Annotated in this window: 24 protein-coding genes, 2 pseudogenes and 1 other annotated feature; of the genes and pseudogenes, 15 read left to right on the top strand and 11 right to left on the bottom strand. The window is 53.0% G+C overall.

Translation table 11 applies throughout. From position 1 onward, the window contains the following. Window position 1 precedes the first annotated feature (1 nt). The 8 genes from FPL14_RS18685 (at window position 2) to FPL14_RS18715 (ending at window position 6,314) form a co-directional block, all read left to right on the top strand. Window positions 2-556 carry a YmfQ family protein gene (locus FPL14_RS18685; RefSeq protein ID WP_182304052.1) on the top strand — a complete coding sequence of 185 codons (555 nt, stop codon included), beginning with the start codon at window positions 2-4 and terminating at the stop codon, window positions 554-556. Further along, a complete protein-coding gene (locus FPL14_RS18690; RefSeq protein WP_182299201.1) occupies window positions 556-3,309 on the top strand; it encodes a hypothetical protein in 2,754 nt (917 codons plus the stop codon). Before FPL14_RS18685 ends, FPL14_RS18690 begins: the two co-directional genes overlap by 1 nt. Before the next feature lie 14 nt (window positions 3,310-3,323). Further along, window positions 3,324-3,806: a hypothetical protein gene (locus tag FPL14_RS18695; protein WP_182299202.1), complete on the top strand. Its 483-nt coding sequence runs from the start codon at window positions 3,324-3,326 to the stop codon at window positions 3,804-3,806. A gap of 1 nt (window position 3,807) precedes the next feature. Next, window positions 3,808-3,915, top strand: a complete 108-nt coding sequence (locus FPL14_RS29600) for a CD1375 family protein (protein WP_229263573.1) — start codon at window positions 3,808-3,810, stop codon at window positions 3,913-3,915. Window positions 3,916-4,022: 107 nt separating this feature from the next. Then, window positions 4,023-4,283 (top strand): hemolysin XhlA family protein, encoded by a 261-nt coding sequence (locus tag FPL14_RS18700; RefSeq protein WP_182299203.1) that lies wholly within the window; start codon window positions 4,023-4,025, stop codon window positions 4,281-4,283. A gap of 5 nt (window positions 4,284-4,288) precedes the next feature. Beyond that, window positions 4,289-4,552, top strand: coding sequence for a hypothetical protein (locus FPL14_RS18705; protein WP_182299204.1), 264 nt, complete (start codon window positions 4,289-4,291; stop codon window positions 4,550-4,552). Then, window positions 4,539-5,378 carry a glucosaminidase domain-containing protein gene (locus FPL14_RS18710; protein WP_182299205.1) on the top strand — a complete coding sequence of 280 codons (840 nt, stop codon included), beginning with the start codon at window positions 4,539-4,541 and terminating at the stop codon, window positions 5,376-5,378. The genes FPL14_RS18705 and FPL14_RS18710 overlap by 14 nt, the downstream gene beginning before the upstream one ends. A gap of 90 nt (window positions 5,379-5,468) precedes the next feature. Then, on the top strand, window positions 5,469-6,314 hold the full coding sequence (locus FPL14_RS18715) for a tyrosinase family protein (RefSeq protein ID WP_182299206.1): 846 nt from the start codon (window positions 5,469-5,471) through the stop codon (window positions 6,312-6,314). Here FPL14_RS18715 and FPL14_RS18720 read toward each other — a convergent pair. Together FPL14_RS18720 and mscL are read right to left on the bottom strand one after the other, a co-directional pair. Beyond that, a complete protein-coding gene (locus FPL14_RS18720) occupies window positions 6,289-6,927 on the bottom strand; it encodes an NUDIX hydrolase (RefSeq protein ID WP_182299207.1) in 639 nt (212 codons plus the stop codon). The two genes, FPL14_RS18715 and FPL14_RS18720, sit on opposite strands and share 26 nt — an antisense overlap. 6 nt (window positions 6,928-6,933) lie before the next feature. Next, on the bottom strand, window positions 6,934-7,422 hold the full coding sequence (mscL, locus tag FPL14_RS18725; RefSeq protein ID WP_182299208.1) for a large conductance mechanosensitive channel protein MscL: 489 nt from the start codon (window positions 7,420-7,422) through the stop codon (window positions 6,934-6,936). Window positions 7,423-7,530: 108 nt separating this feature from the next. Between mscL and FPL14_RS18730 the strand changes: the two genes are divergently transcribed. Next, window positions 7,531-9,291 (top strand): ATP-binding protein, encoded by a 1,761-nt coding sequence (locus tag FPL14_RS18730; protein WP_182299209.1) that lies wholly within the window; start codon window positions 7,531-7,533, stop codon window positions 9,289-9,291. On the opposite strand, the gene FPL14_RS18735 is transcribed toward FPL14_RS18730, so the two are convergent. After that, entirely contained in the window at window positions 9,258-10,178 is a 921-nt protein-coding gene (locus tag FPL14_RS18735; RefSeq protein WP_182299210.1) for a diacylglycerol/lipid kinase family protein, read from the bottom strand. The two genes, FPL14_RS18730 and FPL14_RS18735, sit on opposite strands and share 34 nt — an antisense overlap. 152 nt (window positions 10,179-10,330) lie before the next feature. Here FPL14_RS18735 and FPL14_RS18740 point away from each other — a divergent pair, with 152 nt between their 5' ends. From FPL14_RS18740 to FPL14_RS18755, 4 genes are all read left to right on the top strand, one after another. Next, window positions 10,331-11,320, top strand: coding sequence for a 2-hydroxyacid dehydrogenase (locus FPL14_RS18740; RefSeq protein WP_182299211.1), 990 nt, complete (start codon window positions 10,331-10,333; stop codon window positions 11,318-11,320). Window positions 11,321-11,323: 3 nt separating this feature from the next. Beyond that, complete coding sequence (locus tag FPL14_RS18745; protein WP_182299212.1) at window positions 11,324-12,001, top strand: hypothetical protein; 678 nt, start codon at window positions 11,324-11,326, stop codon at window positions 11,999-12,001. Between the two features lie 65 nt (window positions 12,002-12,066). Beyond that, window positions 12,067-13,209, top strand: a complete 1,143-nt coding sequence (locus FPL14_RS18750; RefSeq protein WP_182299213.1) for a DNA alkylation repair protein — start codon at window positions 12,067-12,069, stop codon at window positions 13,207-13,209. Next, window positions 13,206-14,264 carry an FUSC family protein gene (locus tag FPL14_RS18755; RefSeq protein WP_182299214.1) on the top strand — a complete coding sequence of 353 codons (1,059 nt, stop codon included), beginning with the start codon at window positions 13,206-13,208 and terminating at the stop codon, window positions 14,262-14,264. Before FPL14_RS18750 ends, FPL14_RS18755 begins: the two co-directional genes overlap by 4 nt. A 212-nt stretch (window positions 14,265-14,476) precedes the next feature. Here FPL14_RS18755 and FPL14_RS18760 read toward each other — a convergent pair whose 3' ends face one another. From FPL14_RS18760 to ilvA, 6 genes and pseudogenes are all read right to left on the bottom strand, one after another. After that, window positions 14,477-14,755: a transposase gene (locus tag FPL14_RS18760; protein ID WP_182304053.1), complete on the bottom strand. Its 279-nt coding sequence runs from the start codon at window positions 14,753-14,755 to the stop codon at window positions 14,477-14,479. Between the two features lie 13 nt (window positions 14,756-14,768). After that, window positions 14,769-14,912, bottom strand: coding sequence for a hypothetical protein (locus FPL14_RS18765; protein ID WP_182299215.1), 144 nt, complete (start codon window positions 14,910-14,912; stop codon window positions 14,769-14,771). A 73-nt stretch (window positions 14,913-14,985) separates the two neighbouring features. Continuing rightward, on the bottom strand, window positions 14,986-15,621 hold the full coding sequence (locus FPL14_RS18770; protein WP_229263574.1) for a TVP38/TMEM64 family protein: 636 nt from the start codon (window positions 15,619-15,621) through the stop codon (window positions 14,986-14,988). Window positions 15,622-15,654: 33 nt separating this feature from the next. Next, a pseudogene (locus FPL14_RS18775) lies at window positions 15,655-16,817 on the bottom strand (MFS transporter). Between the two features lie 35 nt (window positions 16,818-16,852). After that, window positions 16,853-18,034, bottom strand: coding sequence for an MGDG synthase family glycosyltransferase (locus FPL14_RS18780; RefSeq protein ID WP_182299216.1), 1,182 nt, complete (start codon window positions 18,032-18,034; stop codon window positions 16,853-16,855). Window positions 18,035-18,138: 104 nt separating this feature from the next. Further along, window positions 18,139-19,407 carry a threonine ammonia-lyase IlvA gene (gene ilvA / locus FPL14_RS18785; protein WP_182299217.1) on the bottom strand — a complete coding sequence of 423 codons (1,269 nt, stop codon included), beginning with the start codon at window positions 19,405-19,407 and terminating at the stop codon, window positions 18,139-18,141. A 116-nt stretch (window positions 19,408-19,523) separates the two neighbouring features. Then, window positions 19,524-19,780, bottom strand: a binding site (T-box leader). A gap of 79 nt (window positions 19,781-19,859) precedes the next feature. On the opposite strand from ilvA, the gene FPL14_RS18790 reads away from it, so the two are divergent. Together FPL14_RS18790 and FPL14_RS18795 are read left to right on the top strand one after the other, a co-directional pair. Beyond that, entirely contained in the window at window positions 19,860-20,423 is a 564-nt protein-coding gene (locus tag FPL14_RS18790; RefSeq protein WP_182299218.1) for a hypothetical protein, read from the top strand. Window positions 20,424-20,559: 136 nt separating this feature from the next. Continuing rightward, a complete protein-coding gene (locus FPL14_RS18795) occupies window positions 20,560-21,777 on the top strand; it encodes a copper amine oxidase N-terminal domain-containing protein (protein ID WP_182299219.1) in 1,218 nt (405 codons plus the stop codon). A gap of 275 nt (window positions 21,778-22,052) precedes the next feature. Here the strand turns inward: FPL14_RS18795 and FPL14_RS30815 are convergent. Continuing rightward, window positions 22,053-23,043 (bottom strand): annotated as a pseudogene (locus FPL14_RS30815) (electron transfer flavoprotein subunit alpha/FixB family protein). A 52-nt stretch (window positions 23,044-23,095) separates the two neighbouring features. Further along, the gene (locus FPL14_RS18805) at window positions 23,096-23,824 is read right to left on the bottom strand and encodes an electron transfer flavoprotein subunit beta/FixA family protein (RefSeq protein WP_229263575.1); all 729 of its coding nucleotides are present in this window, start codon (window positions 23,822-23,824) and stop codon (window positions 23,096-23,098) included. Between the last annotated feature and the right edge of the window lie 161 nt (window positions 23,825-23,985).

Here is a 23,985-nt window from a genome sequence, read left to right on the forward strand (position 1 = left end):
GATGAACAGCATTCGCGGCAAAGAAATGATGTCGTACCTACCGGATTACTACGCGACTTCGAGAGTCATGAGTTCTACCATGGATGCTCAAGGAACCGAAATGGACATGCTGTGGCAGGCGATGGACGACGTGCTCCAGCAATATTTTCTCTCGACGGCAACATGGGGGCTTGATCTGTGGGAGTCTGAATTGGGAATCCCTGTAGACATTTCCAAACCTATTGAACAACGTCGCAGCGTGGTTCTCTCGAAGATGCGCGGAATAGGTACCGTGACGGTCAAACTCATTAAGTCTGTAGCGGAGGCTTACGACGGCGGTTTGGTTGAAGTTACCGTAAAACCGGAGATTTGCACCTTTACGGTGAAATTCGTGGATACGAGAGGGATACCTCCGAATCTAGACGACTTGAAGGCCGTTATCGAGGAAATTAAACCGGCACATCTCGCTGTGGAATTCGCCTTCACGTACACGCAGTGGGATGAGCTGAAACAAACGACTTGGAACAACCTCAAGGAATTTACTTGGGGCGAAGTTATGACGAGGAGTTGGAGCTAATGGCTGATATAACGCCGAATATTGGATTGAAGAAGCCTCTTGGAAATGAGTTTGTAGATATTGCCGATATCAACGGGAATATGGATAAGATTGATCAATCTCTTGGGCAAATGACCAATGTACCGACCGCTGCCAAGGATGTCGCCGGAGCTATTGGGGAAATACATGCGGAATTGGAAACCATGCCGTGGACCCCGGTAACTTTAAGAAACGGCGTTCAGATTGTTCAAGGTGGGGACGTACCTGCTATTTTGCATCCAAGAATGTCGGGTCGCACGTTGGTTAACTTGTTGGGGCGTGACGGGAATTGTGAAAGTTTAAACCCATTTACTTTATCTGGAACGGCGCCTACCCTTTCTACAACGCAAAAGAAAAACGGGTCAAACTCTTTAAGAGTCTCGCCTACGTCGAGTACGGCGAGCTATGCGTTTAAGGACTACTCTTATAAATTGGACACGGCAAAGCGGTATATCGTAGCGGGTTGGGTATATATGGAGTCTTATACATCAGGTACAGCTCCAGAAATTCAGATTTATGATTATAACCAAATTGTCGTGCCTAGATATAGAGTAGCCGCTAGCACCGCAACGGTTGGAAATTGGCAATTTGTTTACGTGAAAATTCCAACCAGCAACACAATTTCGACTAACGGATTCAGGCTTTTTATTGGTTGTGGTGGGATTGGAGTATCGGTAGCGTATATAGACGGAGTTCGTATCTATGAGTTGACATCAGTAGACTACGACGCAATCGGAACGACGTTAACAGGCGAAGCGATTGATAAATATCTCCCATACGTCGAGGATATGAAACACGTAAATGCGGTGTACCTCAGAAATCCGGGGAAAAACTTGTTTCCCCCGGCGTCCGAATTGACTAATACTTTACCGACTACTAGCCTCTACACAGTAAGACCAATGGTAGTGGAAAACGAGAACTCCTTTATTATCGACGCGGAGCAAAACGGGGTCGGAGGAACTACCGATTTTATTCCGGTAGTCAATGGTCAAATATACGCTTTACGGGCAACATTCCAAAGACTCGCGGGAAGTTCAGACTCTTTCCTTTATCAAGTAGTGTGCTATGACGCTGCGTTCAATATATTGAATCTTGATGGGTTGCTTACAGCGCCTAACTTGTACCATGCACCTGCTTATCAAGGGTATGTCTATAACGGAGTTGTCTCAGGGGTCAGTACTACATTTACGGTTAACAGTAATCGTGTGGCATATGTCCGGGTAAAGTTCGGGATATACTCTGTTACTAATACAACATTAGCAAGGGTAACTAACCCCGTCTTATGTATAGGATCGACCGCTATCCCGCACGAACCACATAAACCGTCTTATATGTACCTGCCTGACGTTAGTTTAAAGTCCAACCTTGAAGGTAGCGTTGTCGATCAGCTTTACACGGACAGTCAAGGTAAACCGAGGGTCGTAAGACGATTTAGGGAAATAGCAATAAGTGGTGATTATTCATTCGCATTCGGTTTGGACGCATTAGGATACAAATTAATAAACGTGTTGGATATCCCTAATTCGTTCGCGAATTACGATTTTAAACGATCTAATATAGTTAAGTATGACGGTAAATTACTTCCATGGAATGCGACCGGCGGGGTTACCCAAGCAGATCAATATGCTATGGGAAATATAAGCGCAGCGACCGGTAATGAGGTAACTTTAGGCATTGCAGACGTTGAAAGCGGCTGGGGAGAAAACTACCAACCAAATGACGCAGAAATTAAAGCGTACTTTAATGGCTGGAAAATGTACCCTCAAGGAGGAGTAAGTACAGACTCATACTCTTCGGGAACTAAACTGTGGTGCAGAAGGTCCGAGGTTGGATTAACGTTAACTGATACACGCAGTACGGTACCTACTGATATGTCGCCCAACTTTACCCCCTACCGCCTAATGTACCAACTAGCCCAAAGTGTGGATGAAGCGGTTAATTATGAAGGCTCCCTAATGCTTCATGAGGGTGCTAATCAAGTCGATGTGGGTTTGGGGATTGTAGTGAGAGAAGCTGTCGGCCAAGTATATACATCGAACCCTACAGATAGGTATATTAACGCGGCCTCTCCCGGTTATGCGCTGAAATATAGAGTTGGTCGACTATTAGAGTTGTTCGTAGGTAAAGACGTAGATAAAAGATGGACTGTAAGCATACCTAGTTCTACGGAAACAATTTCGTGGATTGGTAGGGGGCAATGGAAAACGCCAATCGCCAACTATGACCCCATAGCAGAATACAGTACGACATACTTAGCTCTGGACACCTATGCGCTTGGAATCGCACCAATGATAATCAACGCTGAATACGCGCCGAATATTCGGGAGTCGGTCGAGTCGCTAGTCCGTAAAGTCGTCGAAGCCCGGACGGAAGTATCCGTACTTCGGAATACGAAGGCCCAGAAACAGCAAGGGCAATGGATAACGCCAACGTTGGTTGGTGGTTGGGTAGACTCAAGCGGCGTTTACGAGGTCGCGGGATATCGAAAAGACGATCAAGGAAATGTTATGTTGAGGGGTGCAATTAAGTCGGGAACTGCCGGGACGGTCGCCTTTACTCTTCCCGCCGGTTACAGACCTAAGTTAGCGTTACCGTGGGTTACGCTTGGAAGCGACGGAACCAATCGTAGTTTTGGAAACATCGATATTAAGGCGAATGGGGAAGTCACAATAAATATCCCAACGAGTAACGCGCTAGTTTCATTAAACGGAATTATGTTTCAAGCTGAACGATAGGGGGAGGGGAAAACATGAAAGACGCTGCCATTGTAGATTTGGATTATCAGATTATCGACTTTACGCTCGTAGACGATATGACTACCGGGGTTATCCCGCTAAAGAAAAAAATCGAAGGTGCGGAAGAAGAAGTCTACGCCTATATCATCACCGACAGAATACCTGCCGGGATGTACCAGCCTGTTTGGGACGTCCAGAACGGGGTCTGGAAAGATCGCCTGACGCCCGAAGAAATCGAAGCGATCAAGAACGCGCCGCAACCGGAGACGCCGGAACAGCGAATCGCAATGCTGGAATCCGAAAGCGTCGATACGATGTTAGCAGTCGCAGAAGTCTACGAGATGGCGGGCAGCGCCAATGCGACGCGAGAGCAGGAAGCGGTAGATACGATGCTCGGGCTAGCGGAAGCCTATGAAATCATCCTTGGGCAACAGGCGACAATCGAGACTCTTACAGCAAGAATCGAAGCGCTTGAATCTGTCGGGGGAGGTGTATAGTATGGCACAGGTATACGCGAACTTAATCCGCAAAGGGTTAAAAACGATCGAAGACGTACCAACCGAAAAACGTACGGAAGTAGAAGCCATCCTAGCAAGCAATGAATAAATTGCGAATGGACAGGCTTCTTTTCTTATCACGATGTTTCATTAAGAAGAGCTCCGCTTCGGCGGGGCTCTCTTTATTTCGTAAACATCACCAAAGGAGGTGCCACCATGTCCAATGAAGAAGCGCGAGTGCTCTCGGATATACGGGAGCGCGTCGTACGGTTGGAGACGAAGATCGATGCGATGACCGACGTGCGCGAAACGGCGGAGGCGGCGAGAGAGGCGGCGCTTGAGGCGCTGCAGTCCTCCAGGTCATCGCATCTTCGAATAGACGAAATCGCCGATAACCAGCGTTGGTTATGGAGGACGTTGGTCGGAGCCATACTGGCTGCCGTCATAGCGGCCGTGACCAATCTGCAAGGGGGATGAATAAAATGATTATGGACAACTTCGACTTATTGACCGACAAGGTGATTATGCTGGCTCCCATCGTCGCGGCATACGTGGGGATCGCGAAGGAGTTCCGCGTGCCCAGCCAATACTATCATCTGATCAGCTTATTGATCGCGGCCGTATTCGTGCTCGTGCCGAGCTCCGTCCAGCAAACGTTAACGACCATCTCCATCATCGGTTTGACGGCGTCGGGAGTGTATCATTTCACCAAGAAAAGGGAGGAGCAGCCGGATGGCGAAGCTTAGCAAAGCGCAATTTATCGCAGCGTTAGCCCCTATGGCGATACGAGCTAGATTAGAAGGATCGCCGATGTTCCCGTCGGTTCGACTGGCGCAAAATTTACTCGAGACGGGGGGAGTCATTCACCCCTGGAACAATCTCGGCGGGATTAAATTCGGAAGCGGCAAGCCAAATGCGTATTGGCACGGACAATGGGTACGGAAAGGCACTTGGGAGGTAGAGAACGGCGTTCGGACCGACACCTCCGCCCTGTTCCGCGCATACGACAGCGTATATGATTTCTACAAGGATCAAGACTTGCTGTTCCAACTCCCTCGATATGAGCGCGTCAGGCTAGCGCAAACCCCCGATCAGCAGGCGATAGCGCTGCGATTATGCGGGTATGCGACGGACCCGCAGTATGAGACGAAGATTATTTCGCTCATCAATGCCAACAAATTAACCCAATACGACGAACAAGCTCTCCCTAACAAGGCGCCTGCGGAACCAGATGAGTCCACAAAGCCGGCGAACCCCCAAAGTCCCCAAGATCCCGACACGCCAAAACCTCCCGAAGACGTTTATCCGATCATGATCGATGGAGTTCAGGTCGCGGAAGGGCAACGGTTCGACGGTCATATCTGGGTTCCCGCAAGGATCGTCGGCAACGCGCTCGGGATCGCAATAGACTGGAAGGATAAAACGGTGACCGCAAACGGCAAACCGTTGCCGACCCGCGCGATCGGGGACAAAGGTTACGTTCCTGTTCGCGAGCTAGCCGCCGAAGCTCACGCACCGGCGAAAGTCCAATGGAACAAAGACGCGAAAAGCGTAGAGATTACGACAGGGTAACGGTACCCCCTCGCGAAGCTGCTGCATATTCTGTAGGCAATTATATTGCCCGCATTAACGAATGGGGCTGATCATGAGGGGGCTGTCCCTGTGCCGCGAATTCCGAATTTTCCGCAAGACCTGCTCGTTGAGCATCGAAATTGGCATAATGCTCGGCATAAAGTGAATACGAACAATCCTCCGCCGGGCTATGGGCTTGAGTTTCTGAGATTTCATCGCGATTTCGTCGGGCGGGCATTAGCCTGGTACCGCCAGAACGGACTTGATCCGAGTCTCGTGGAGCCGTGGGTTTCCGTTCCCGAGGAGATTCGCAACGCTCCTTGCTACGACCAAGCCGCCGAAGCACGCATCCTGTTTCAACCGGAATCCTTCGCAACCGCCGACGAGCTGGGGAGATTTATCGAATCGTCGAATATGCATGCCTGTATCCATCAGCAATCCGCCCAATTGTATGGGGATGGCGGAATCAATGATTTCGACATGGCTCCGAGCAATACGGTTTTCTATAACATTCATGGAATGGTCGACCGCTGGTGGCGAAATTGGGAAGGCTTAGGCCGATTTCGCGAGGAAGGCGGCTATTGGTGCGGCAGGTTCGAGGGAGAAGACGACGAGATTCTTCTATACAGCTCTCTATTCGGCGATTGGTGGTTAGGGAAGTCGCGGCAAAATCAATCGACGGAGCAAGAGGAAACGAGAGTGGAGTGGGAGGTTATCGGCGAAAGCCGGGTTTTCGGAGAGATGACGAACGAACGCCAGTTTCGGATATGGGACGTGGACGAGGACGGCAAGCTCGAGGTGCTGTTCCGCCACCCCCTGCGAGATTGCTGGATAGAAGGCAAAGTGAAGAAAGGACGGATCGCATGGCGACCCGTCCGCTTGCAGCTAAGCGGGAACGGTCTGCCAAGCGCTAATGCAGATCCCGCAAAAATTTGAAAACAGAAACATAATACCCGAAATCCCGGCTGACGAACGAGCTGCGGGCGACGACGGTTTCGGCCGCCTGCAGCTTGCCGGAACGCAGCGTCACTCCTCGGGCGGTCAAGTTTTCCAGACGGCCTTCCATTAGAGCGATGAGCATATCCGCATCCGCTTCGTACAGTCCCGATACTTCTTCCTCCTGCAATCGGAAATCCGTGAGGGGCTTATCGATGATTAGCCCGAATACGTGGCTGATCTCGGCATCCGTAAGCTGGACCCCGTGGTAGTTCCCGATCCCGTATTCTCGGACGATTCCGTATTCCCGCAACCGATCGAAGGCAACGCTCACGCCTAACTCTTCCTCTAATTCCCGAGTGACCGCTTGCGGCGTTTCCCCGGCCTGAAGATGGCCTGCAACCGTAATGTCGAAGCAACCCGGGCTAGTATCCTTGTTAGCGGCCCTCATCTGGAACAAGATCGAAACGCTTCCGCCATCGGCATTCGGATCCTTGCGGAAAAGCCAGCAATGAACGGTCTTGTGCCACAAACCCTTCCTATGAACCTCGCTTCGCTCCGCAACGCCCGTCCAATACCCCTCTTCGTCGTATACGTCGAACATCTCGGCCATTCGCGATTATCCCTTCGCCGGAGAAGCTTGTCCCACTGGAGTAACCTCGGACGTACAGTGAGAGCATTTGGTTGCGGCCAATGGAATTTCCGACAAGCAATAAGGACATTCGCGGGTAGTAGGCTCCGCGGCGGCCGGCGCTTCTTGCTCTTTCTTGCGGCTGAGCTTGTTCAGGAATTTAACGAGCATGAATACGCAGAAAGCGACCAGGATAAAGTCGATCAGAATATTGATGAACTGGCCGTAAGCGATGACCGGAACGGCGGCTTTCTGTGCCTCGTCCAAAGTTGTGGCGGTCGTAGATTTCAATGGAATGAACAAATCTTTGAAATCCACGTTTCCTAGCAATCTTCCGATCGGCGGCATGACAATATCGTTTACGAGAGAAGTAACGATTTTACCGAACGCGGCTCCGATAATGACCCCGACTGCCAAATCTACGACGTTTCCGCGCATGGCGAAAGTTTTGAATTCTTTTAGCGTTGACCGAAACATTCTTATAACCTCCAATTTTTAGCTCTTTTCCGAAAAGGAATTTGCTGGTATTCGTCGAATCCTAATACACAAAAGTATACCATGTCAGTTTCTGCGAGGGATCGAACGATGAACGGTACCGTAGCCTCCTGGCCTACTTTCTTTTTGCTGCTGGCACTGTTAATTAGCATACTCGCATCTTATACCATGTTCAACTTCATCGGCAATCTCAAAAGAACGAATGGAACGTTTCGCCAGTTCTGGCTAGCGGGCGGAGCATTCGTCTTCGGGGTAGGATTATGGGCGAAACATTTCGTGACTTTGCTGGGCTTCAACGATCCGCTTAACTTTACATGGGTCATGCCGGTTGCCCTGATGTTTATTATTTTCTTCTCGTTGATGGCTTTCGTCATGCTGACCTTTCTGGAAGTATTGAAGTATCGGATCGTGCTCGGCAGCTCGATATTGGCATTCGGCGTAGGGATCATGAACTACTTCAGCGTGCTCGGACCGAAGATCGACCGATTGGGCATTAGTTACGGAGAAGTGTTTCTTTCCCTGCTCTTGTTGTTCTTTGGCACCTATTTATCCTTCCTGCTGTCGGAAAGCACCTACAAATACAGGAAGATCATTTCTAGCTTAATTCTCGGCGCTTCGGTCGTTGCCGTGCAATTGATAGGCAAAGATGCGCTGACGATCGAATACAGCGAAGGGTTCTCCACTTCGGATAAGTTGAACCAGGATATTAACCTTCTGGCTCTAATCGTGGGAGTTGGCGCTTTGCTTATTCTGGTATCGACGCTAATTACTTGGTATATCGATAAAAGGTTAAACCAAATGGACGAACGTTACCGGCTGCTGGTGGAAAACTCGTTGGACACGATCGCGATATTGAAAGGCGACCGTTGGGGTTTCGTCAATGCGGCCGGACTGAGAATGTTCGAGGCGGAGACGGACGGAGACCTGATCGGCAAATCGATCTATACGTTCCTTCCCGCTAAGGACCACAACGCGGTTAAGGAACGGTTGCATAACCTGGTGTTCGTCGGCAGCGGCAAACCGATCGAGCAGGATTGGTTTACGCTGAACGGGAAGGTGTTGCACACGGAGATCGTAGAGACGATGACGACGCTCGATAACGAGCCCGCGATTCAGGTCATCATTAGGGATATTTCCGAACGGAAGAAGAACGAAGAGCTGTTGATCAACTCCGAGAAGCTGTACGTAGCCGGACAGTTGGCCGCGGGCATTGCCCATGAAATCCGCAACCCGCTTACTTCTCTCAAAGGTTTCTTGCAACTGATCGCCTCCGGGAGAAAAAGCAATAACAGCTATTACGACATCATGAACGCGGAGCTCGATCGGATCGAGGATATCGTAAGCGAGCTGCTGATGTTATCCAAGCCGCAGGTCTACGAGCTTAGTTATCAGGACATGAGGGTAATGATGAGGGATACCGTTACGCTGCTCGAGACGCAAGCCATTCTTCACAACATTGCGATCGAGGCGGAATACGGAACGGACCCGCTATGGATCTACGGCGTGGAGAATCAAATCAAGCAAGTGTTCATCAACGTCATTAAAAACGCAATAGAAGCGATGATAGACGGAGGAGTTATCGGAATCAAGCTCTCTAGGGAGAATGACAGGGTATATATCCGCATCAGGGATGAAGGTCCCGGCATCGACGAAGACCAGCTTGCGAAGATCGGCCAACCGTTCTACACGACCAAAGAGAAGGGGACGGGCCTTGGACTGATGGTCAGCTACAAAATCGTGGACAACCATCAGGGCAAGATCGAAGTGAACAGCGAGATCGGCAAAGGCACTTTATTCGAGATCATGCTTCCGTTCCGCTATCCGGAGGCGGCGATCAAGAAATCCAGCTGACGCGGATTAAGGGTCGCCGAGATCGGGGTTTGTCCGGCAGGCTCCCCGTCGCCGAAGGCGAGCATGGGAACGTGGGATTGAATCGCGACGGCTCTTCCGGATACGATCGTCACGAATCGGCGGTGGCGAACATGTCGGCCGAACAATACCGTCGGGAAAATGAGCAGCATCCGCAGAACGCTGCAACTATGCACGATACATACATGCAGCTGCCCATCGTTCGGAAGAGCGTTTGGGCATATTTTTAATCCTCCGCCATAGGTGGAGACGTTCGAGATCGCGGCCAGCCATCCCATCTTGAATTCGTAGACGGTCCCGTCGATCGTCACCGTAAGGGGACGAGGCTTGTATTTGGCCAGCGCCCGCAACAAACCGATCACGTAAGCGAGCGAGCCGAGGCCCAGCTTGTTGCACCAGCCTTTGTAGCCCGATTTGTTGACATCGTCGGCGACCGCGGCGTCCAATCCGACCGCAACGGCCGTTAGCGTAAGCTGTCGGTGTCCGTTATCCGTCGAAGTTTCCAGCAAATCGATGGCATGGGTATTCCCGGCTAATATAATATCGAGGGCTTGGATCGGATCTTTGGGAATGCCCAACGAACGAGCGGTGTCGTTGCCCGATCCCGAGGGAATGAGCCCGAACGGAAGGTCGGCTGCTGCGAGAATAGGCAGAAGGCTATGCAGCGTTCCGTCGCCCCCTATGGCCGCAATCGCTTTCAATTTGCCGTGCTGAAGATGCTTGCTTACTTGGATATTCGCTTCCGATTCTGAGTCGGCTATGACGCTGATATAATCCGTTCCTCTTTTTCGGAGCTGTTGTTCAACCGTAGCCCAGATCTTCTTGCCGCGGCCGTTGCCGGAATTTTCGTTGATGACGAACAGAAGCAAGCCTTTCCAGCCTCCCTTGATGTAACCCTGATCCTGTTCCCATTATAAGATGGCGTCGGGGGATTGGGGAAGACTTGCCTAACAGGACGGAGAAACCTTTTAGGGCTTTTTCTCGTCCATTTGCTCATAATGCCGTTGAAGGAGCGTGTCTTATGTCCATAATCCGTAATCAGGTGGCCGTTATAACGGCGCAAGGGAGAAATACGTTTACGGAGCATCAAGCTTCTAAGCTGGAGGACGTCGCGCAGGTCGATTTCAGCAAGGCGGTAAATCCGCTTCGCGCGGATGAAATCATTGCGCGTCTAGAGAAGGCCGACTATGCCGGGTTGACTCCGCGTTCGGTCCAAGCGATTGACGGGAGCTGGCTCGAAAGTTTGCCCCGTTTGAAGGGGATTGCCGTCTTTGCGACCGGGGTGGATTATATCGACACGGCCTATTTGCGTCAAAAAGGAATTCTCCTGAGCCATCTGCCCGATTACTCGACGGTATCGGTTGCCGAGCATGCGCTAGGTTTATTGCTTACTATGTCGCGCCGGATTCATTTGAGCCAAGACCGGGTGCGGGGGCGCGTTCCCGCGGGGACTTCCGTATTGGGATGGGAGCTGCGCGGGAGGACGATCGGAATCGTTGGGCTAGGGAGGATTGGAAGCCGCGTAGCGGAGTTAGCGCGAGCGTTCGGAATGCGCGTGCTCGGGCATGATCCTAAACGCCAGATAGAAGGGATCCCGAACGTGAGCATGGAGGAGTTGTTTGCTTCCAGCGATGCGATCAGCCTGCATTTTCCCGCGACGTGGCAAGGGCAGGCCGCTATCGGACGCCAAGAAATCGCGAAAATGAAACCGGGGGCAACGCTGATCAACGTCTCCCGCTGCGCGTTGGTCGACCCCTCTGCCGTCGTAGACGCCATAGGCTCGGGGGCGCTAAGAGGATATGCGGTCGATGATATTTTCCCGATCGGGGAAACGGACGAACGGGCTAAGCGACAAATCGCCGAAGGGCGCATTTTGCAGACCGGCCATACCGCGTGGTACTCGCAAGAGGTCATCCAGCGCGGATACGACACATGGATCGACAATCTAATCGGCCTTGCGACGGGCAATCCGCACAATCTGATAGGGGAGTCGAACGATCGGGGGGAATAGGAAATGAAAAGTCGGAAAAGCTGGAAGATCGAGCAAGGTCTACTCCTCGTTTTGTGGGCCGCAGTTGCGGGATTCCTGTTGCTGATGGTCATAGCGGCTTGGCCGCAATACTGGCGGTTCATCGCCGCGGAGACGACGCCTCTTGCTTGGCTGGAGAGCGTATTGCTCGTGCTGACGGGCGCGGTAACCGGATCTATCGCTGTGGTGGAAGCTATGATCGGGAGACGGAGGAAAGTCATTATGGGCTGGATAATCGTATCGGCGGCGTTTGCATGGTTGTCTCTGGATGAAAGATTCGCTCTGCACGAGAGGATAAGAGATCGATTCCTGAAGCCGACCGGAATTAAACTGCTCCCTTGGATGGAGGCGGGAGATTGGTTGATTCCCCTTTATGCGGTCTGCGGTCTAGCGGCGGTTTGGAGCATTTGGCGTTTAATCGGAGTGCATAACGGTGCCCGAATTTTCTTAATCGTCGGCTTGATCATTGCCGCTTGCGCGGTAGGGATGGATACGATCGATATTCGCAGCTTGGATAAAGGAGCGGAGAGATTGCTGCAATCCATCGAGGAAGGACTCGAGACCGTTGCGATGACTTCATTCTTGTCCGCGTTCTTATGCGTATGGATGAAACGAATACGAGAGCTTACGAGCGAAGCGCGAAATGAGCCGAGTAACGGATAGGCGTGTTAGGGCAGCAGGACATGCTATAATGAAAAGGCTTCATTGTGGCATAAGGAGGAAGTAGAATGGCAGAACCGCTCAAGGCGATGTATAACGAGCCTTTTCTTAGAGCGTTCATGGATATCGTGAAAAAATCACACCCTGAGTTTCAGGGAGAGTCCTTCGTTCGGCTCGTGCTTGCCGAGGGTTGGGCGGAACTGGAGCTTAAAGGGAGAATGCGGAGAATTACGGAGAGCTTAGGAGCGACGCTTCCTTCCGATTACGGCAAGGCTCTCGACGTACTGGAAGCGATAGCGGACGAATGCCGCGGCTTCCCTTATTTGTTCTTTCCCGATTTCGTCGAAGTCTACGGTTTGGAGCATTGGGAGCGATCTATAGCGGCATTGGCGTTATTCACGCGAATGTCGTCTTCCGAATTCGCCGTTCGTCCGTTCCTGAAGCGGGATCAACGGCGAATGATGGCGCAGATGCAAGCGTGGAGCCTCGATCCGAACGAGCATGTGCGCAGGCTCGCAAGCGAAGGATGCCGTCCGCGGCTTCCTTGGGCGGATGCTCTCCCGGCGCTTAAGTGCGATCCGGACCCGATCTGGCCGATACTGGAGCAGTTGAAGGCAGACCCTTCGGAGTACGTAAGACGGAGCGTAGCCAACAATCTGAACGATATTTCGAAGGATCATCCCGAGAAAGTTCTGGCTATCGCGCAAGCTTGGATTGGAGCGTGCGAGGAGACGGATTGGGTAGTTCGCCATGCTTGCAGGGGGATGCTGAAAGCTGCCCGCCCCGAAGCGATGAAGCTGTTCGGAATCGTGCCGCAGCCTGAGATCAAGGTTCTGGAATGGGAAGCGGCTCCTTCGGCCGTACGGATGGGAGGGACGACCGAATTTCGCTATGCCCTTGAGACGCCTGGCGGAGATCCGGCGAAGCTAAGGCTTGAGCTTGCCGTCGAGTTCCCCCGGTCTACGGGTAAATTGTATCGCAAGCTATTCAAGCTTAGCGAGAAAACGGTCGCGGGCGGTACTCGGCTGCAAGGCGGGCGAAGCTTTTCTTTCGCGGACTTAAGCACCCGCCGTCATTATCCGGGCATTCACCGGTTTGCGCTGATCGTAAATGGGCAGGAAGTCGCTTCCGCCGGCGTATCGCTTTACGACGGGACGAGCCCATCCGATTCGATCGGGGAATCGGAGCGGGGAGGATTGATTAGCCCATGACGATCGGAGCAAGAGTGCTGAAAACCGGGTTAGCCGTCGCCATTGCTTTATGGGTTGGAGGATTGGTCGGGTTGGAGTCTCCACTAATCGCGGCTATCGCGGCTATTTTTACGATCCAACCGTCCATTTATCGTTCTTGGATGCAAGTACTGGAGCAGGTGCAGAGCAACGTGCTCGGCGCCATTATTGCGATTACGGCCGTAGCGCTCATCGGAAATACGCCCATTCTGGTCGGGCTTGTATGTATCGGCGTCATCCTTATTTGTATCCGCTTGAAAACCGAAGAAACGATCGCCTTAACGTTGGTGACGGTCGTCGTCATCATGGAAGCGCAAGGCCAGGGGTGGATGCTCGCGCTGGATCGGCTGGCCGCGATCTTGACGGGAATGGTATCCGCGTTCGCGGTTAACGTCGTTATCGCTCCTCCTAAACATCGGAATCGCTTCCTGAAGCAAGTGGAAGAGGTGCAATCCATGTTATCCCGCTTGCTTAGGACGGTCGTGTCCAACGAGCTGAAGGAGAACGTGTTCCGGAAGGAACAGCACGATTTGAGAGCCAAGCTTCGCAAGCTGGACGGATTTTACGAGCTGTTTGCGGAAGAACGGGTATGGAGGAAGAAGTCGAAGCAGAAGCGGGCCAGACTGCTGGTCATATACAAGGGAATGCTAACCGCGCTTGAACGGGGATATGCGCTCATCGAAGCGGTAGAGGATCACTATTGGGCCGTATCGACGCCCAAAGCTTGGAACCATCTCATCGATCGCCAGATCGAAGTGTTGTGCGGCTATCACGAACAGCTTCTGTGGAAGTGGGACGGCAAAATGAAGCCGGGAGCCTCCGCGGCAGCGCCGCCTCCGGATGCTTCCCTTCTTCTATCGGAGATCATGGGGGAGCGAATGGACGAGGACGCGCCATCGCGAGCCAGGATATTCGTCATTACCTCGGCGATATACAGTTACGAAGAGCGTCTGCGGCGGCTGGACAAGCTAATGGAACAATGGCTGCAGCGCCAGAACGAGCTGGATAACGACGAGACCGAGCGCAAATCGAAATGACGTTCAAAAACGGAATTGACATTTAATGGGTCGTACTTTACTTCGAAACGGCGGTATTATTGGCTACTCTTCCTAAAGACGGACCCACGGGCGGATTTTATCGGCAATGGGGAAGCGCTGCCTTGGTAGTCGATCGGCAGAAATAAGCAAAAGGGTTGAACGGGCGTTAACTCGGTAAACGCTCCGTTCAACCCTTTTACTAGGTAAAGCCGCTATTTCTTGCCTCGATCCATTTGTCTGCGGGGATGATCGATCTTGCCCATCTTATCGACATCGTCTTCTTTGGGCACCAGACGCGGATCCGTGCGGCCTTCATGATGATTGTCGAAGCTGTACTCCGTCAGAGTCCATTCCGTCTCGCCAAGGATCAAATCGGCAGGGAACGTATCTCCGCGCTTCAACGCCACGGGGTGTCCGGACTCATTCTCGTATACTCCGTCTACTTGGACGATCTCGCCGGACATCGGGTCCATTCGATTAGACTCGCTCATCATGCACTCTCCCTCACAATCCGTGTTTCGGAACGGCGGCTCTGTCGGCTTCCGATTGAAGCTTGCGGGCTCTTTCTTTGCCGACTCCGGTTTGATCGGCCTCGGATTGAGCTTTGCTGGCCGCTTGTTGGTTGGCGGAAGGGTTTTTGCCTGACATGTCCATTCCTCCTTTGCGATTCAATGCAACTTAGGTTGCACCGGAGGAGGGGTGTTATGCTTTGCCTGAACGCTCAACTATATCGGGACTCCAGTTTGCGTCCGCCGAACCACATGAGGAGCAGAATAGCGATGGCCATGACAATGCGCCATGGTTGATCTGCCATCGCCTGAAGATCGTGTCCGAGGAAAGACAGAGTGAATATCATCACCGCTTTCCCTAGCGCCATGGAGATTAGGAAAGTATGTAAAGGAATTTTCGATAAGCCCGAAGCGATATTAACGATGACGGAAGGCGAGAACGGGAAACAAGCGAGCAAAAAGATCGGAGTAAATCCTTTGCGCTCGATAAAACCGAAGAGTTTTTCCGATTTCGGGAATCTTCCGCGAATTCGATCGCCGTACCGGTACCCGAAGCGCCTCGCCAGCAGGAAGACCACTAACGAACCGGAAGCGACCCCGATCCACGAGTACAGGAAACCTAGCCACATTCCATAAGCCGCGGCGTTGGCCACGACGAATACGACAAGAGGCAGAATGGGAAGCAGAGCTTCCAGAAAAGGGAGCAATATGCCGGGAAGAGGCCCGAACTGAGAATAGCGGTGGAGGAGGTTCTTAATCTCCTCCAGGTTCATGTCCTTCGCATAAGTAATCCATTCGTGAAAGCTCCCGGCGGAAGCCATCGTCCATGCTAAATGCGCGTTATGCATACTCGAACTCCAATCGACCTGCCGGCACGTTATTTATTTCATTTGTTTGGCGGGAGGCGAAGCCTCGCCCTTGAATAGCCGGAAAGGAAAGAAAACGTAAAATAAACTCATGATCACGAATAAGATTCCGGCCAAGCCCACGACGGAAGATTCGCTGAACCTCGTCGCCAGCACGCCGCCGATAATCGGCCCGATCATGCCGCCGATTCCTTCCACCGTAGAGAGCACTCCCCAGCCAAGGCCTTGTTGTCCGGGCGGGACATAAGCCGCCAGCAGAGCGTTCAAGCCGGAAGCACCGCTGCGTAAGAAATACCCAGCACGAACGCCCAGAATAGAGCGAGCGCGATCGGAGGCTGTTGGGTGAGGGCGAATAACACGACTCCGAACGCAAGGAAACCGACGATGAGAAACCACTTTTTGCCGAGCGAATCCGACAGTTTTCCCATCGGTATCAGTCCGACGACCGTACAACCTCCGCCGATAATGAGCAAAAGGGAATAGTGGGATGCCGTCATTCCCAGACCGTTAACCGCAAAGCTGGGCAAGATCGGAAGAAGCATGCCGGCGCCAAGCGTCTGCAGCACCATGCCGGGCATGAGCAGCTTCATCTCTTTTAGACGGTTCCCGAGGATGGCAAGTTGCTGCTTGAACGGGACGACGTCGATGTGGACGCTGCGCCCCCCGGCAATAAACAAGGATAAAACCAAGGAAGTTAGAGCAACCCCGCTCATGATCCAATAGGTCAGGCCGAGATTATAATCCAGCAATAAATTCGTCGCGACGGGTCCGCTTCCCAGGCCGACCAGCCACACCGTATACAGGAAGCCCATTTGCGTAGCCCGCTGATCCTCTTTCACTCTCGTCAAACATACGATCCATATCGGGGAAATCCCGATACCGTAGATGGCCGCGGCCATAATGAATACCCATGGGATATCCGCGAATTGCAATGAGGCGATACCGATAAACGAGAACAGCAGACCGACGCTAACGACCATGCGAACCGACAAGCGGTCGAGCAAATAACCAATGGCCAGCTTCAATCCCGTATCCGTAATATAGTGAGCGGTAATGGCTGCCCCGATCACGTCCAGCTCGAGCCCCAGAGCCTTGTCGCCATAGATCGGAAGGAAGCTGATCAGAGCGGCTCCTCTTACGAACTCGACAAGAAACAATATCGTCAAATAAAGCAGCATGTCCGTTTGAAAAAAAGATTTCAGGGATGTCTTGCTCACAGGAAGCGCTCCTTTAACGAACCTTCGATCGGATTCGAAACCGGAATGGAAGCTGCGGAATTCTCTTCCATTATATGCAATTGACGAACAATATCCAAGGCGATGCGATCGGAAGCTCCTTTTTTCCTCAAAGATTTCAGCGCGCGCAGCATCTCGGATCGACGCAAGGGGTTGTGGAAAAGCTCGGTTATCGCTCTCAGAAGCTGATCGTTGTTGTGGCAAATAACGGCGGCGCCTTTGCTTTGCAAGTAACGGGCATTGTTGCGTTCTTGTCCGGGGACGGGGCGATAGAGAAAAAGGGGCAATTCGGCCGTAATGGCTTCGGATAACGTCAGCCCGCCCGGTTTCGTTATGATGCATGAGGAGATAGCCATTAATTCATCGATTCGATCTACGTATCCAAGAACGGCGATGTTTTCCAACGTTTTGAAATGGTCCTTTAACGTTTTTTCCAGCGTTTTGTGTCTTCCGCATACGATGACGACTTGGGCGTTGCAATGGCGGACGAGTTTATGGGAGAGCTCCGCGATGTTGATCCAGCCAACGTTGGCGGCGGCCATGAGGAGCACGATCGGTTTATGGGGATGCAAAGGATAAGCGGATGCGGAGGCGGCCGTTTCGGACATAAAGGTAGGGCGGATCGGAATGCCCGTAGCGGCGACTCGTTGAGAGTGGACGCCCAACTCGCATAGCTGCCTGCTCATATCTTCCGTAGCGACATAATATTTATCCACGTCGGGGTGGACCCATCTGAGATGAAGGTCGAAATCCGTAACGACGTTGTACATGGGGATTTTTCGACCCGTTTTTTGGGTAACGAACGGTAAAACGAGGATAGGGAACGTATGGACGACAGCGTCCGGCCGCTCTTTCTCCACAAGCTTTCGTAACGTGACGGCTCCGAAAGAGTGCAGCCAGGCGGCGAATGCCGAATCGGACCTCATGCTTTTAGTGGCTTCGTATACCCATCCGTATACCTGAGGCAATACGCGATAGCTTTTGTTATACACGTAACGGCTGACTTCATTGATAACGGGATGGGATTCGGCCAGCAGATCGACCAGCCTTACGTCGACGTTCCCCTGTTGCTCGAAGCTATGCCGCAACGCGGTCGCAGCTTGCCAATGGCCGTCTCCGAAACGCGCGTAGAGAATGAATATTTTCCTCTGTTTAGCCATAATCTCCCTCGCTTATCCCCGTTAGTCGGAACGAATCGGTTCTCCGTTCACTGTAACGTCCGAGTGTTAAATAGGGATAAACGAGAAAGCAAGGACCATTAAAATTAGATCAGAAGGTTAAATAAGAGAGGGTCCTTGTTCAACTCGATAAACTGGAACCCTTTACCGTTCATTCTGGCCACGAGGGCATCGTAGTCTTCCGGGCTCTTCAGCTCGATGCCGACGAGGGCAGGACCGTTCTCTTTGTTATGTTTCTTCGTATATTCGAATTGCACGATATCGTCGTTCGGTCCGAGCACGTCATCCAGGAACTCTCTGAGAGCGCCTGCCCGTTGCGGAAAGTTGATCATAAAATAGTGCTTCAACCCTTCGTAAATGAGCGAGCGTTCCTTGATTTCCTGCATCCGGTCGATGTCGTTGTTGCCGCCGCTGATGATGCAGACCACATTTTTTCCTCGCAACTGCTCGGGATCCACGGCCGATAGGGCGGCAACGGTCAGAGCTCCTGCGGGCTCGGCGACGATCGCATGCTCGTTATAGAGCTCGAGGATCGTCGTGCAGACCCGGCCTTCCGGAACGATGACGATCTCGTCCAGCAAGTCTCGGCATACGGCGTAAGTCAGTTCCCCAACTCTTTTGACGGCTGCTCCGTCCACGAATTTATCGATTTCCCGCAACGTTACGACTTGGTTCTCTTCTATCGCGCGTTGCATAGAAGGAGCGCCTTCCGGCTCGACTCCGATGATGCGCGTCGCCGGATTGATCGCCTTAATATAGGTGGATACGCCGGCTGCCAGTCCGCCGCCGCCTATCGTCAAGAACAACAGATCGATGGAAGGGATGCCGCCTTCGATGATCTCCTTGCCGACGGTTGCGTTGCCGGCTACGATTCGGGGATCGTCGAAAGGGTGAACGAACGTTATTCCATCTTCTTGGCTGACCCGGATGGCTTCCGCGTAGGCATCGTCGAACGTATCGCCGGTCAGGCGAATATCGACCTTATCTCCTCCGAATAGCCGCACTTGGTTGATTTTCTGCCTAGGCGTCGTAGCGGGCATGTAGATGATTCCCGGGATGTCCAGCTTGTGGCAGGAGAAAGCGACTCCTTGCGCATGGTTGCCCGCGCTGGCGCAGATGACGCCGTTGCGGCGTTCTTCCTCGGATAGGGAAGAGATAAGATGGTATGCCCCGCGGATTTTGAAAGAACGCACGACCTGAAGGTCTTCCCGTTTCAAATAAACGTTGCATCCGAATTTAGCGGATAGCGCGCGGTTGTGCTGTAACGGAGTGGGACTCACCACGTCTTGAAGAACGCGGTGGGCGTTCAGAATATCGGCTAGGGTTACGAGTGAATCGGGATTCGGGCTAGTCATGCGGAATCATCCTTTCCGGGGTTCGAGTTTAATTTTAAATAAAAGTTCAAAAAGTCAGATTTTCAGCACCGAGAGGGTTGAATTGCCACTTTGGGAAATAAAAAAACCGCCCCTGTAAAAGGGACGGAGGTTATCCGTGGTACCACCCTCGTTCCGAACTTTACATCCTGCGGGATGCAACGTTAGGCGCTCGCGTGTCGTATAGTATACGACGTCCCATAACGGGGGAGACCGTCCGCGCCTACGCGAAAGGGTTTCGGCGCAACTTCTCGGGGAGGATATTGATCTGAACTTCGACCGTCGGCTCTCAGCAAATCGCCGACTCTCTGGAGATCGAAGGGATCAGGCAACTTGTTCCCGTCATCGAATGTAATTCTTGTTATACGCCTCCTGCTCGCGGAAGTCAATCGTTGATTTGCCGAATTCATGATGTTCTAGTAAAGGGGATTGAAATGAGGAAGTTAATCATAAGCCTGTTCGTCCTTGCGATCATCGTTGTCGTTGCGCTAGTCGGCGCGCTCTATTATGTAAAACCCGATCAAAGCTTGGATCTTGCGTATCAGAAAGTACCGCTGAAGGACCGCGCGATCGACATGGTCAGAAGAATGTCGCCGGAAATGATTCTTACCTCCGAGGATTTGAATAATCTGGCGAAGAAGTCGATAGCGGATAACCCGCGGGTCGAGAAAGACGTAGTCGTGACGGGCGCGGATTTCGATTTGCAGGGAGAGCTGCTTATCGCGGACTTAAACATCATCTGGAAAGATCAAGTGTCCGCCGCCATACAAGTTACGTATCGATTGCATTGGGAGCACCCGAACGTGGTGGCCACGGTGGAAAAGGCCAAAATGAAAGGGATCAAGCTGCCTAACTCCATGTTCTCCGACAGAATCATTCCGATAGCGGACGATCTTCCGAAGCTGTTGAAGATTAAGGATCTCCAATGGGCGGGCGGCGAAGTCAAGGTCGTTTTCCAGATGCCTTCGATAAAGGATTTGCAACAACTGATAGGCTGATTCCTTGGCAGGGAATCAACTTACGGCTTAAAGTTTGATTAAAACTGCCTGTAAAGCTTGTATTAGCAGGCTGAAATCAACTAGAGTGATAGTGAGTGAAGCTCGGGTACAATATTAGGAAAGAAGGTGACTAGGGTTGAAGAAGAAATTATTCGTTATGTTCGGTTCCGCGGTACTGGCATTTTCTATAGCCGGAACGGCTTCCGCGGCCGGTCAGGCGCAGGCGCAAGCGCAAGCGCAAGCACAAGCGCAAGCACAAGCGGTCAAAGTCCAATTGAACGGCAAAACCGTGGATTTCGGCTCGAATCTAGTTCTATCTAAAGGCAAATCTTACGTAGAGTACGCAACTTTATTCAAACAATTAGGTTATGAAACGGAATTCGACTTTACTACGCGGACCATTAAGGCCGCAACGGAAGGAACGGATATTCAAGTGTCCGTCGGCAGCGATGTCGCATTCGTCAACGGCAAGACGGTCGCCAGCACGGGAGAAGTAATCAATCTGGACGGCCGGACGCTGGTCGGTCTCCGTTTTGCAGCAATCTTGACGAGCCATGATGTCGAGTGGCTGAAGCGGGAGAAGACAATCTCGATTACGTACGCGGGACCTTCGGCCGAGGAGAAAGCGGCCATTGCCGACGTGTTCAATAAGATGCTGCTCGTCGAGGCTTCCGGCGATAGCGAAGGCCTTCTTGGGTTGATGTCCGAGGATAGCGTTATGGACGTATCCAACGTGATAGAGAGATGGAAGTCTTCCAGGACGAAAACAAAAATCGAACAGCTAGCGATCCAATCGTATAGCGAGACCGAGGCCGTCGCCATCCTGATTGAGGATACCTCGAAAGTAAGCGGCGACTTTTTCCCTGATAACTTGTCCAAAACCCGCTACACTTTACATAAGGACGCGGACGGAAGCTGGAAAATTTACAGCATCGAGGTACTAGCTCAGCAACTGACGAACATTCCGGGGCTTTTCGAACAGAAGGCATCGATCCCGGATGCCGACAAATCGGCGATTGATAAGGTGTTCGCAGATCAAGCCCAAGCCGCTAACGAGAGGAATGTGGAGGCTTACTTAGCCACGATGGTGGATTTCTCCGGCAAAGATCAACTGAAGACGACGATTACCCAAATCTTCGAAACGACAAAGCTTAAAATTACGACCGAAAATTCCGCTATCGTTCAATACAACGGAACGGATACGGCGTTGCTGCTGATCTCCACGCTAACGGATTCTGAGACTAGTGGAGTTAAGGCCAAAACCCGCGCTATCATCCTTAACGAAGCCAAGAAAGTAGAAGGAAAATGGCTCCTCCAAGCCGAGGCTTCCATTCTTTATAGCGAACAATTGTAACGAAGAGACGAGTTTCCGCCAGCCGATCGAAAGGCGTGCGGACTCGTCTCTTTTTGGCGCTATCCCCTCGGTTCAGGAAATGCCCTGAACGGAGGGGGAATCGTCGAAGTCCTAATTAAGGGAGCAGATTTTATACTGAGTGAAAGGGATAACGGCAAAAGTAAAAAATAAGAGGACTTAGCTCCTAAGCGACGGGGATAGCGTAAAAAGCGTGAATAGGAGCCGTTATGATTCTGAGCGAAGGGGATAGCGGCAAAAGAAATCAGTGCAGCTGCTCAGCGATGAACAGTCAACTCTTCTATGAGCGCCGGGACGACTTCGAATAGATCTCCGACGATCCCGTAATCGGCTACGCTGAAAATGGGAGCGTCGGGGTCTTTGTTGATGGCGACGATGACGCGGGAACGGCTCATCCCCGCGAGATGCTGGACGGCGCCGCTGATGCCGCAGGCAATGTAGAGGTCCGGGGTGACGGTTTTGCCGGTTTGCCCGATCTGGAGGGCATAATCGCAGTAACCGGCATCGCAGGCGCCGCGCGAAGCGCCGACCGCACCGCCGAGCAGCCCCGCGAGCTCCGCGAGCGGGGCGAAGCCGGCGCCGCTCTTCACGCCGCGTCCGCCGGCGCGATAATCCGCGCCTCCGCCAAATCCACCGACTCCGGCAGCCCGACGAACGACATCTCGCACGATGATGCGAGAAACAGGCGGGGTGAACGGAACGGAACGGATTGGCGCGGCTGGAAGCCCGGCTGCCGCGGCGGCCGGGGCGAAGTTGTTCGGGCGCACGGTAACGACGGTCGCGAAGCCCGGCAAGAAAGCGCGCCGCTCGAGCGCTTTGCCCGCGTGCAGAGCGCGCGTGAATACGAAGCGTCCGTCCGCGCCGGGCGGCCGGCGAGCGCACGGAGATTTGCCCCGCCCCGAGGCGCGCCGCGAGCCGCGGGGCAAGATCGCGCCCGATCGCGGTGTGGCCGAGCCACCACCGCGCCTCGGGCGCAAGTGCTTTCGCCGCCTCCAGCAAGGCGGCGAGGTGCACTTCCGGCGCATAGCGGCCGAGGCTGGGGTGATCGACGACGATCACCTCATCCGGGCCGTGCTGCGCCAGCACCCCCGCGGCGGCGGCACCGTCCGCGCCGGCCGCGTCCAGCAATAGGACGGCGGCGAGCTTATCGCCGTCCTGCATGCAGCCCCGGGCTGCGGCAATCGCCTCCAGCGAGACTTGCCGCAGCTGGCCGTCGCGGCATTCCGCGACTACGATATGTTGGCTCATGGCTACGCTCACTCCTCCTTCAAGACTTGCGCTTCGTTCCGAAGCAAGGCAATCAGCTCCGTCGCTTGCTCCCGCGCCGTTCCGCCAAGCTTCCGGCCTTCCGGCCGGTTCGGCGCGCCTCGCAGCCGAGTCGTTCCGTGCGAGGCGCGGCATCCGCTCCCGCAAGGAGCTCCCCGGGCGTCAGCTCGGTCACGGGCTTCCGCTTCGCCTTCATGATGCCGGCCAGAGCCGGATACCGCGGCTCGTTCAGCCCTTGCTGTGCGGTAAGCAAAGCGGGCAGAGACAGCTCCCAGCTCTCGCTGTCCCCTTCCGCGTCGCGAACGACGTGCAACGAGTTGCCTTCCCCGATCCTGCAAGCGACGACGGCCCCCGCGTGCGGCCAGCCGAGAAGCTCCGCCGCGCGGATGGCGACCTGACCCGCCCCGTTATCCACCGACAGATGCCCTGCCCACGCAAGGTCGTATCCGCCCCTACGGATCGCCTGGGCAAGCATAAGGGAAAGCCCCCGTTCATCCGAATCCTCCAACGTATGGATCCAGACAGCTTCATCCGCGCCCATGGCCAACGCGACGCGTAACGTTTCCACGGTTTTCTCGTCGCCTGCCGAAATGACGGTCACCGTGCTCCCGTCCGTTTCCTTCATCCGCAAAGCCGCCTCCAAGCCGTATTCGTCGTAGGGGTTTATCCCTTTTTTCGCTCCCGTGTCTTCAAGCTTGCCTTCACGCACGAAGACGGGTTCATCCGTCGCGATGACGGATTTGATCAATACCGCAATGTTCATGGCGTCCTCCTTGTAAACGGATTCGCAGAATGCGATAACGACCGCCGAGCCATGTCCTTTTTTGCCTATGTGGGCATATGAAGGGCGGGCTCGGGAATAAATTTACAAGTATCAAGACGATTGCAAGGTCTTATTTTCATCGTATGACCTCGAGGAAGGTT

The sequence above is a fragment of the Cohnella cholangitidis genome (genome assembly GCF_014107495.1).
Classification (GTDB): Bacteria; Bacillota; Bacilli; order Paenibacillales; family Paenibacillaceae; genus Cohnella; species Cohnella cholangitidis.

Bases quoted from the DNA above. Each gene is read 5' to 3' on its own strand.
- FPL14_RS18750 (WP_182299213.1), top strand. From the start codon at position 12,067: ATGGCAGAACCGCTCAAGGCGATGTATAACGAGCCTTTTCTTAGAGCG.
- FPL14_RS18780 (WP_182299216.1), bottom strand. From the start codon at position 18,034: ATGGCTAAACAGAGGAAAATATTCATTCTCTACGCGCGTTTCGGAGAC.
- FPL14_RS18705 (WP_182299204.1), top strand. From the start codon at position 4,289: ATGATTATGGACAACTTCGACTTATTGACCGACAAGGTGATTATGCTG.
- FPL14_RS18790 (WP_182299218.1), top strand. From the start codon at position 19,860: ATGAGGAAGTTAATCATAAGCCTGTTCGTCCTTGCGATCATCGTTGTC.
- FPL14_RS18695 (WP_182299202.1), top strand. From the start codon at position 3,324: ATGAAAGACGCTGCCATTGTAGATTTGGATTATCAGATTATCGACTTT.
- FPL14_RS18765 (WP_182299215.1), bottom strand. From the start codon at position 14,912: ATGTCAGGCAAAAACCCTTCCGCCAACCAACAAGCGGCCAGCAAAGCT.
- FPL14_RS18770 (WP_229263574.1), bottom strand. From the start codon at position 15,621: ATGCATAACGCGCATTTAGCATGGACGATGGCTTCCGCCGGGAGCTTT.
- FPL14_RS18745 (WP_182299212.1), top strand. From the start codon at position 11,324: ATGAAAAGTCGGAAAAGCTGGAAGATCGAGCAAGGTCTACTCCTCGTT.
- mscL (WP_182299208.1), bottom strand. From the start codon at position 7,422: ATGTTTCGGTCAACGCTAAAAGAATTCAAAACTTTCGCCATGCGCGGA.
- FPL14_RS18805 (WP_229263575.1), bottom strand. From the start codon at position 23,824: ATGAACATTGCGGTATTGATCAAATCCGTCATCGCGACGGATGAACCC.
- FPL14_RS18700 (WP_182299203.1), top strand. From the start codon at position 4,023: ATGTCCAATGAAGAAGCGCGAGTGCTCTCGGATATACGGGAGCGCGTC.
- FPL14_RS29600 (WP_229263573.1), top strand. From the start codon at position 3,808: ATGGCACAGGTATACGCGAACTTAATCCGCAAAGGGTTAAAAACGATC.
- FPL14_RS18740 (WP_182299211.1), top strand. From the start codon at position 10,331: ATGTCCATAATCCGTAATCAGGTGGCCGTTATAACGGCGCAAGGGAGA.
- FPL14_RS18685 (WP_182304052.1), top strand. From the start codon at position 2: ATGAACAGCATTCGCGGCAAAGAAATGATGTCGTACCTACCGGATTAC.
- FPL14_RS18690 (WP_182299201.1), top strand. From the start codon at position 556: ATGGCTGATATAACGCCGAATATTGGATTGAAGAAGCCTCTTGGAAAT.
- ilvA (WP_182299217.1), bottom strand. From the start codon at position 19,407: ATGACTAGCCCGAATCCCGATTCACTCGTAACCCTAGCCGATATTCTG.
- FPL14_RS18760 (WP_182304053.1), bottom strand. From the start codon at position 14,755: ATGAGCGAGTCTAATCGAATGGACCCGATGTCCGGCGAGATCGTCCAA.
- FPL14_RS18710 (WP_182299205.1), top strand. From the start codon at position 4,539: ATGGCGAAGCTTAGCAAAGCGCAATTTATCGCAGCGTTAGCCCCTATG.
- FPL14_RS18720 (WP_182299207.1), bottom strand. From the start codon at position 6,927: ATGGCCGAGATGTTCGACGTATACGACGAAGAGGGGTATTGGACGGGC.
- FPL14_RS18730 (WP_182299209.1), top strand. From the start codon at position 7,531: ATGAACGGTACCGTAGCCTCCTGGCCTACTTTCTTTTTGCTGCTGGCA.
- FPL14_RS18755 (WP_182299214.1), top strand. From the start codon at position 13,206: ATGACGATCGGAGCAAGAGTGCTGAAAACCGGGTTAGCCGTCGCCATT.